We start from the raw sequence: 8,081 nt of genomic DNA on the forward strand, positions 1-8,081 counted from the left end.
CAGGAAACCAAGTACATGTTTATTAACCGAAATATCTTAAATGTAGATGGTAGTAGTATTTTTATAATCCGCGTTGATACAGGAGAAAAAATAGCTGTTTTGTTTCTTTATTTAAAAATTCAAAGATAATAAAAAAATCAATCCTTTTCCCTAACAGTAAACCTGTCAAGTATTTCCCCTTCTGTATCTTTTAGAGGGACATCAGCTTCCGATAAAGCAGAATCCTGACATTTGTAAACTGTAGACGGGAATTTTGCAATTAGCGGATAATCATGGGTTGCAATAACAACTGCCCTGCCGGAATGGCTTATTTCAATAAGTAATTGCAGGATCCCTTCCGAGGTATCGGGATCGAGGTTTCCGGTGGGTTCGTCGGCAAGGATAAGTTCGGGATCGTTGAGCAGGGCACGGGCAATTACTACACGTTGTTGCTCGCCTCCCGAAAGTTGGTGGGGCATTTTAAATATTTTGTTCTCCAAATGCACCTTTTCGAGAACTTCGTTAATTCTGTCTTTTATCTCCTTCGATTTTGACCAACCTGTTGATTTTAATACAAATTGCAGGTTGTCAAATACATTGCGATCGGTGAGCAATTGAAAATCCTGAAAGATGATGCCAAGTTTTCGACGGAGATATGGAAGCTTTTTCTGCTTTATTTTATTCAAATCGAAACCTACTACCATTCCATTGCCAACTTTTAATGGCAATTCGGCATAGAGGGTTTTTAATATACTCGATTTCCCGCTCCCGACTTTTCCTATTAAATAAATCAGATCGCCTTTGCAAACTTTCAGGTTTACATTCGAAAGTATTAATTGTTCTTTCTGAAAAATGGCTGCTTTTCGCAACTCAACTATAGTATCTAACGACATTTTGTTGTAATATTAATTTATTATTTAACAGAACAAAAAAAAATATGCCCCTGTTTTTTATTTTTCGACAAAGATGGAAATTTTCGGCATCTTTCATAAGGTCGTGTTTCTTTAGTCTGGATAATTCATGAATTAATCAGGTTAGCTTTGCGGGCTTTGTGTGGGGCTTTGCAATAATTTACAACTTTTTCCATTCGAGTGTCTTCCAGAAAAAGTATTTGGAACCAATTACCTCAATTTCGTTTTGTCTTATTTCGGTGATTTTTAAATTAAACACCATTCCTTTTTCCGGGCCATACATGCTTCCATTTACCCATTCTTTTTCATCTTTGTCAAACTCTAAATTTTTAATGATTATTTTACCAACAAGAAGGTCGTCATGTTTCGATTTGTCAGGATTGTTTTTATCTTTTGTTTGACCATTTTCAAAACTGTTTAATGCAATAATTTTCCCAAAATACTTCCCGCTATTTTTGAATATCTCAACATCCAATTTATTTGGTAGATGATATTTTCCAACTATTTTATCAGCTTGTTGAGAAAATGTAGTAGCAGTTGAAAAAATAATTATATATGATAATATTATAAATTTCAGCATAACTTATTTATTAGAATTGGCCTCAATAATTCATAATCAAGTTAATCATAAGAAATATGAATAATCAAGATTAGAAATTATATTTAATTTTTGCATATATCATCGAATTATCTTTGTATTGACCGAATCGACCTTTTTCATCGCCAACAAAAATATTTGAACCAAGCAGGATTGAAAAACTATCGTCGAAATCGTAAGTTACTTTTGGCCTTATCAGTGCATCGGCGTTTGTCAGGCCAATATATGAGAAAAGCTCAAGGTGCATGGTTTCGCGAAACATATCGTAGCGTGCCACAAATGTCATAGTGTTTTCCATTTCTTCGTTCAGCATGCTATCATCATAATCCAATATCGCTTCCTGAATAAATTGGGTACTAAATTTTATATCTTTTATACTGAAGTCCACCCCGATAAGGTAATGTAAATAGTCCTTTTTGACCAAAGCATCCATGGCAAGCGGGTCTTCGGTCTGAAAATATTTCCCATTGTAATATGCAGCTTCCCCACGTATCACAAAGCCTTTTATCTCGGTACTGAACGATCCTCCTGCAATATTTAAGCGGTGATGTTCGGGTGTGATTTTTATGCCTGTCAAAATCGGGCTGCCCGTCGATATTTCCAATTGTTTCTCAGTGTGCATTGTAGGGTTGTCGTCCCATGTATATCCGCCCATAAGTTCAAAATCTATTTTCGATGTGAGAGCCGAATATTTCACAAACAATTCGCTATTTTCAAGGCTGGGTTTTACTTCCGATTTTGTCCGGTCGAAAGTTGGAGTAGCCGGAAAATCGGGTTGAATGTACCAAATAGAACCGGCAGCAGGCGTTACGGTGGGAGTAAAATTTGGCAACCAGATTAGCTCAAAAGTGCTGTTTCCTTTATAGTAGTCGAATTTTACCGCATTTACGCCTGTCCGTATTTCGTCGAAATCGGGCAACAGAAATTCGGTTAGGTTCAATGGCGAAACAATATCGGTAATAAAAACCCCATCGGCTTTGCCCCATACCACTTGTTGTTTACCAATGCGCAAATCGAAATTGTCGAAATACAAATCTAAGTAAAGCTCTCTGAACCGTAAGTCCAAACTATCGTCATTGTAACTATACAGCATAGGGTTTGCTTTAAAAGCAACTTTATTGCCCGATTTGGAAATATCCAGATTCAGAGTGTTCTGCAAAATTGAGAAGTCTCCATTATCGAATAGAACACCTGTGTAGTTTCTTGCAAATCCTGTAATATCAGGAGTTTGTGCCATTGCAAATTGGCTTGCCGTTAAAAGCAATATCAGAATTAATCCTTTTGTTTTCATTTTTTCATGTTTTCATTTATGATTTACGAATTATGATTTACGAATTACGATTTACGAATTATGATTTATGATTTACGAATAGGTTGATATGTAGTACCATCCAAATATATAAGATGTCGTTTTCTTGCAAATACTAATCAACAATCAACAATCAACAATCGACAATCGACAATCGACAATCGACAATCAACAATCAACAATCGACAATCGACAATCGACAATCATAAATCATAAATCATCAATCCGTTAAAGTCCTCGCATCATTATTCTTTCGGTGAATTTTGATGAAGGGATACCAGTGTTTATTTGGACATTACTTAACACCATACTTGTTTTATGATTTTTCTGAACGTTTTTCATTTCCGAATTTGTTATAATCCAAAGACCTGAGATTTCTTCATATTTCTTAATCGACAATATTTTCAGAAGGTCATCATCTTCGTCGTAAAACTCTTTTTTAAACCCGATAAAAGTTTCCTTCATAATCCATGTTATTGTTTTCGAATACATGTAATCTTCGTCTTTCGATACACTTTCAACAACATAGCAATCTTTGCCATCAATGGTTTCTTCGCGTAATAATTTGTGTATGTCGTCTTCAAGTTTCCTGTCGCCGAGGTCGTCGTAGGTAAAATCGGAACCCATAAAATAGTCGCTTTTACTGTCGCTCGATATACGCTTTGTCTTTTTTAGGGCTGGCAAGTAAATCCACTGGTCGTCGCTTTTATCCGAATCGTAGGTCCAGCTCATGAACGAAGTATTTTTCACATCGGCCGGTGTCTGAAAAAACATAATGCTTTTTTCAACTTCGCCCAGGTCTTTCGTAAACTGTTTGATTTTTCTTATCCTTTGATCACCGCTTTTGTTAACGAGGGTCATGGTTAAATCGGAAGTCTGGTCTTCGCCTGTTGCCCGGTTATTAGCGTTTTCCACGATTTGTTTGCCGGTTAAAGCCTGGGCAAATACCGAAACATTGGAGGCAATAGTAATTGCCATTACAACTGTAATAATTTTTAGTGTTTTCATTTTTTAAGTATTTAGATATTAGAAATTAGATATTAATCATTAGACATTAATCATTAATCATTTTATAGTTTCTTTTTAAAATACACATTGCTACTATACAGTAGCACAAGCATTATGGTAACTGTTCCAACAAAACTTGTAAACATATTTAGCGATACTAATGCTCCAAGTTCTCTGTTTGGCGGGAATACTGAAAATAACAAAACCATAAAACCTGCAATTACTACAATAGCATTAAAACTTATTGCTCTGCCCGAATGTGCCATTGTTTTTTGTGCAACAAGTAATTTGTTATCTGTTTTTGATGCATTAACACGATATTGTTCAATAAAATGGACGGCATAATCAATTCCAATACCAATAGCAATACTGGAAAGTAGTGCTGTTGTGCTATTTAATGGAATATTAAGGAATCCCATAATTCCAAAACTTATTAATGCAGTAATAGTGATTGGAACAGCTCCTATGAATCCTAATTTATAATTTTTAAACATTAAAGAGAGTAGAACAACAACTATTATTAATGATAAAACTAAACTCATTATTTGCCCTTCTAAAATTAAGTCGGTAAATACCAAACCCTTATATCCGCTTCCTGCATAATTTATTATAATTCCTTGTTTTTCAAAATCATCTTTAAACCTATCAATTATAGCCATTGAAGAATTTATAGCTTTAGAATTATCGCTTTTTAACTGGAAAGTAACATTCAGTTTAGCATAGTCGTAATCGACAACTTTATTCAGATTTTCAGGATCTCCCGACATTTCGTAGAGTAATAAATATTGTGCTATCAAATCCTGATTGTCCGGAATTGTATTAAATTCTTCTTTATCAGCATTCATAACCTTGTTCATTCTTTTTACATAATCAGTAAGAGCAAAAGAGTTCCCAACAATTTCGAGATCATTTTCCAGTTGGCTTTGCATCCTGTCAACTAATTTTAACACTTCCGGTTTTTTGAAAACATCTTTTTCGTTTTCTGAATCTAAGATCAGATTAAGAGTTGTTGTTCCGCCAAAATGTTCATTAATAAACTTATCGGTAAGTACAATATCGCTGTCTTTTTCAAATTTTTCTAAGAAACTGGAATTAATCCAAATTTTTTGCATTCCTATAATCGACAAAGTAACAATAGCAATTGTAGCAAATATGGAAACACTTTTTCGTTTAAGTATTGTTTTGGCAAAACTATAAGCTAAGCCAGACTCTTTGTCAGTATCACTTTTAGTAGATTTTTTAACTTTGGGTAATCCAAAAATCATAATGCCAGCCGGAATTAAAACCAAAGAAAATACCATAGCCATTAATACTCCAAAAGCCGTAAAAATACCGAAGTACTTAATTGGATAGACTTGAGATGTAAGAAGCGAAATAAATCCAACTGCAGTTGTAATAGAGGTCATTACTACAGGTTTCCACATGTTTTGTAGCATATCAACTGTAGCTTCTTTTTTAGATGCGTTAGGGTTTTTTCTCAGGAACAGTTGTAAATGACTGTATAAGTGTATTCCATCGGCAACACCAATTGCAATGAGCATTACAGGAATCATTGTAGAAACTGCATATATAGGAATTTGTACAACAGCCATTAGTCCAAACGCCCATAATACACTAAAAGATACAACTGCCAATGTTAGTAATGTACTTTTTACACTTCGTAGCATAATAAACAATACAAGCGTTATAACAAGTAAAACAATTGGTACCATTTTTTTCATATCTGCCGGACCAAGTAATGCCATACTACCTTCAACAATTGGTCTGCCTGCAACATGAATTTTAATATCTTCTGTTTCGAAAGAAGCAGCCAGATTGAGTATCTCAAAATAAAATTCCTGTGTAAATACATCGTCTCTTATTTCTGCAATTATCACTGTTACCGTTTCGTCATAAGAAACTAAACGACCAAAAGTCATTTCATTATTTTCGACATTGCGTTCCAGTTCGTTTAATTTTTCTTCGGATTTAGGCACACGTTTATAAAAAGCTTTTACATCCATTCCGTCTTCAGTGCCAATAATGTTATCGGCAGTATATAAGGATGTTACATCAGCCTTTTCTATCTCATCCATTTTTTGCAATTTCTTGGTAAGCTGTTTTAATGTATCTATAGTTGCAGTATTAAAAATCCCTTTCTGATTTTCAATAGCTACAATTATTCCATCATTAATCCCAAACCATTCTTCTGCCTGATCGCTGTAAGCAAATGCCGGATGGTCTTGCGGCATGTATTTATCAAGGTCGGTTTCCATTCGTGAATTTTCTTTCATTTGCATGAAAAACAGTACACTAATTATAATAGTTACTGCAATAATAATCCAAGGTGCTTTTAAAAGTTTTTTTAATAATTTTTCCATTGTTTTTCCATTTATTTATTTTTAAAATGCTAATCTCATTTCTAATCTTGCCATATAAATGTCGTCGGGGAATGCCAAAGTTTCAACACGACTAAATATTGTTGTTAGTTTAAGATGATTATTAAAAGTTTTGATACCAAATTCTATGTCTTGTTCATTAGTTTCATTTTCTTTAATTTGACCTACTGCTTTTATTGCTGCATAAAAGTTTAACTTTCCCGGAAAGTTATGTTTGATTTCTGATTTCCATAATGGAAAATCAGAAGCATCCAGTCGCATTATCTCGCCAAGAAACAGATTGCTAAAAAGTGGTTGAAAAACAGCATCATCATCAATGTCAGCTTTTCCTATGAAAGCTCCGCTTATCTTTGTGTTTGAGCCATTGTTCCATCCTGCGTTTTTGACTAAACCGGCAATAAAAACAATGGTATTATGGTCTTTCATGTTTTGATAAATCCCTCCGGTTTGAAACGTAAATTCATAAGGAAGTTTAAAATCAATTAATGATCCGGTATATAATTTATGATTAGGAATTATTGATCCGAATTCATTGTACAGAATAATTGCAATATTTGAAATTATTATTTTTTGTTTTTTCTGTACATCGGAAAATTCATCTGTACTACTAAAATCACTAAACTCATCTGTGCTGCTAAATTCATTTTCTGAGTTGGAGGCTATATCAACTTTCTCGAAGTTTGGATTCCAGTTAATAACAATACCGGCAAGATTTGTTTCTCCCGTTTTCTTTCCAATATTTTCGGTATAATCAGGATTTAGGATTCCATATAAATGGCGATTACTACAGAATTGCCCCATGCGTGCAAAGTTTTTCATAACTGTGCCACCTCTCAGGTTAATAGTAAAAGCACCGATTTCCTTATCAACACTTGCACCTAATATACGTTCGTCAATTAGATAGAAATTACCCAATTTGGTTTCATGTAATCCAATTTTTAGCTTAAAGTTATTGCCTGTCAAAGTATAAAAGGCTTGCTTTATACCGAGTTGACGACTTTTGTCTGTGTTTTCGTCAACAAGCTCTGAGTTTTCCCAATTTTTATATCCTCCTTCAATATAAAAATTGTGCTTTTTCAGGAAGGTAAAATCAAGAGCACCCAACAACATTCCGCCATTAAGTTTGGTATTGTCGATATTGGCATAAGGACTTGTCATTAACCCTGGCGCCATTGTTCCTTCTATCGCCCACAAAATAGGCACATCTTTTTTGAATGGAGTAAGATGTGCACCTAACATACTTCTGCACTCCATTTGTGCTTTTAAACTATTAGATGTAATAATTATTATACTAATTATTATTGCTAATTTTAATCCCTTTAAGAATGATTTTGTCATGATGTTTTTCTCCTTTTCGTTTAGTTGATATGCTTTTAATTTTACAATCATCCATGCACTCGCCACACATTATACATTCCTGATTGTCTAATTTACTTATTTTATTATCTCTTGTAATGGCGTTCATATCACAAGATGTACTACATGTTTTGCAACCGGCGCATGAATTGTTTATTCCCAGTATTGAAGCTCCCGGAATTTTTGTTATCCAGCCAAGTGTAAGACCTACAGGACAAATTGTTTTGCAAAACGGGCGATGGATAAATATTGAACTTAATATTAATATTCCAAGCAAGATATAACCCGTTAGATTTGCCGAAAATAGATTATAAGCTACTTTAAACGGTCCAATCTTATTCCATAAAATTACGTGGGTAAAAGTTAACTGTGCAAGCATAACAATAAGAATAACAATTCTTATTATTCGCATTACTTTTTGAGCTTTTTCGGATTGAAAGATTTTAATTTTTCCGATATTTAAAATTTCTTGTAAGGCTCCAAGATGGCATATCCAACCACAAAATACTTTTCCAAAGATGTATGTTATTGGGATAAGTCCA

Annotated in this window: 7 protein-coding genes; all 7 read right to left on the reverse strand. The window is 34.1% G+C overall.

Annotated elements, in window-relative coordinates; all coding sequences use genetic code 11:
- Positions 1-137: 137 nt before the first annotated feature.
- The gene (locus U9R42_13050) at positions 138-872 is read right to left on the reverse strand and encodes an ATP-binding cassette domain-containing protein (GenBank protein ID MEA3496946.1); all 735 of its coding nucleotides are present in this window, start codon (positions 870-872) and stop codon (positions 138-140) included.
- A 178-nt stretch (positions 873-1,050) separates the two neighbouring features.
- Positions 1,051-1,470 carry a DUF2147 domain-containing protein gene (locus U9R42_13055; GenBank protein MEA3496947.1) on the reverse strand — a complete coding sequence of 140 codons (420 nt, stop codon included), beginning with the start codon at positions 1,468-1,470 and terminating at the stop codon, positions 1,051-1,053.
- Between the two features lie 70 nt (positions 1,471-1,540).
- Positions 1,541-2,779: a DUF1302 family protein gene (locus tag U9R42_13060; GenBank protein MEA3496948.1), complete on the reverse strand. Its 1,239-nt coding sequence runs from the start codon at positions 2,777-2,779 to the stop codon at positions 1,541-1,543.
- 246 nt (positions 2,780-3,025) lie between these two features.
- Positions 3,026-3,805: an outer membrane lipoprotein-sorting protein gene (locus U9R42_13065; protein MEA3496949.1), complete on the reverse strand. Its 780-nt coding sequence runs from the start codon at positions 3,803-3,805 to the stop codon at positions 3,026-3,028.
- A gap of 62 nt (positions 3,806-3,867) precedes the next feature.
- Positions 3,868-6,165, reverse strand: a complete 2,298-nt coding sequence (locus U9R42_13070; protein MEA3496950.1) for an MMPL family transporter — start codon at positions 6,163-6,165, stop codon at positions 3,868-3,870.
- Between the two features lie 21 nt (positions 6,166-6,186).
- Complete coding sequence (locus U9R42_13075; GenBank protein ID MEA3496951.1) at positions 6,187-7,521, reverse strand: hypothetical protein; 1,335 nt, start codon at positions 7,519-7,521, stop codon at positions 6,187-6,189.
- The coding region (locus U9R42_13080; protein ID MEA3496952.1) for a 4Fe-4S binding protein at positions 7,475-8,081 on the reverse strand (607 nt) is incomplete at its 5' end. The genes U9R42_13080 and U9R42_13075, both read right to left, overlap by 47 nt.

This window comes from Bacteroidota bacterium, from assembly GCA_034723125.1.
Taxonomy (GTDB): Bacteria; Bacteroidota; Bacteroidia; order CAILMK01; family JAAYUY01; genus JAYEOP01.

What these genes read in the sequence shown, in the direction of transcription:
- U9R42_13070 (MEA3496950.1), bottom strand. Translation starts at nt 6,165, where the DNA reads ATGGAAAAATTATTAAAAAAACTTTTAAAAGCACCTTGGATTATTATT.
- U9R42_13075 (MEA3496951.1), bottom strand. Translation starts at nt 7,521, where the DNA reads ATGACAAAATCATTCTTAAAGGGATTAAAATTAGCAATAATAATTAGT.
- U9R42_13065 (MEA3496949.1), bottom strand. Translation starts at nt 3,805, where the DNA reads ATGAAAACACTAAAAATTATTACAGTTGTAATGGCAATTACTATTGCC.
- U9R42_13055 (MEA3496947.1), bottom strand. Translation starts at nt 1,470, where the DNA reads ATGCTGAAATTTATAATATTATCATATATAATTATTTTTTCAACTGCT.
- U9R42_13060 (MEA3496948.1), bottom strand. Translation starts at nt 2,779, where the DNA reads ATGAAAACAAAAGGATTAATTCTGATATTGCTTTTAACGGCAAGCCAA.
- U9R42_13050 (MEA3496946.1), bottom strand. Translation starts at nt 872, where the DNA reads ATGTCGTTAGATACTATAGTTGAGTTGCGAAAAGCAGCCATTTTTCAG.